The organism is Oleiphilus sp. HI0043, assembly GCF_001634935.1.
Genome location: NZ_LWEY01001705.1, coordinates 1 through 697, shown reverse-complemented (window position 1 = coordinate 697; position 697 = coordinate 1). Strand labels below are relative to the sequence as shown.

The following is a 697-nucleotide window of genomic DNA, read 5'->3' as shown; positions in this document are numbered from 1 at the left end:
GACCTGATCCTTATAGCGTCGTTGAAGTTCGGTGGCAGATTTTAGTTTGTGTTTGAAATAAGGAATACTTGTGCAACCGGTTAAAGGGTCAGTTCTAGTGGCGAGTTTTAGATCTTTCTCTAGCTTGGTAAGGTAAGTAAGTAATACCGAGAATAAGCTAAGAAATAATGCAAACGATAAAGCCTGAAAGAAAAATGAGCTACTGTTGTTTTCAGGTGTTAGTGGGAAGCTGAGGCATAGCGCACTCAATGACAAAATCGAGCCAAACTTTACCCCAATTAAAATAAGCGTTGCTGCTGCCAAAGGGAACAGCCAATATAAAACTAATGAGAATTCACTAAGGCTATGGCTGACTAGCGTTATATCAATGCAGACCCACAGTGCGGTGCAGGCTATCAAGAGTTGTTTTTTTCTTGAGGGCGATGAAAGATGAGCAGTGAAGAAAGCCTTTGTAAAGCAAGGCGCGCAGATGAAAAATAGGACACTCTGTGCTATTTGGTCGTTAAGAAACAAGCTAATAGCAAAGAACACACAGAAAAATAGCAGCCCGGAGAGTGCAGCATTATTTAGGTGCTCTTTTGCTTTAGTCATAGGTTCTCGTAGGCTAATGATTCGAGGTATTCAATATTTGGAATTACAGCTTCTTCACCATCCAGTGTGATCATTGCTGAGTCAGCTTTTCCTGGCTTACGGTCAG

The 697-nt window shown here is 41.5% G+C and carries 1 protein-coding gene; it reads right to left on the bottom strand.

What is annotated here, in order from left to right; genetic code table 11:
* Nucleotides 1–591, bottom strand: a 591-nt coding sequence (locus A3729_RS25990; protein ID WP_156498145.1) for a hypothetical protein, incomplete at its 3' end; no start/stop codon positions are given.
* Between the last annotated feature and the right edge of the window lie 106 nt (nt 592–697).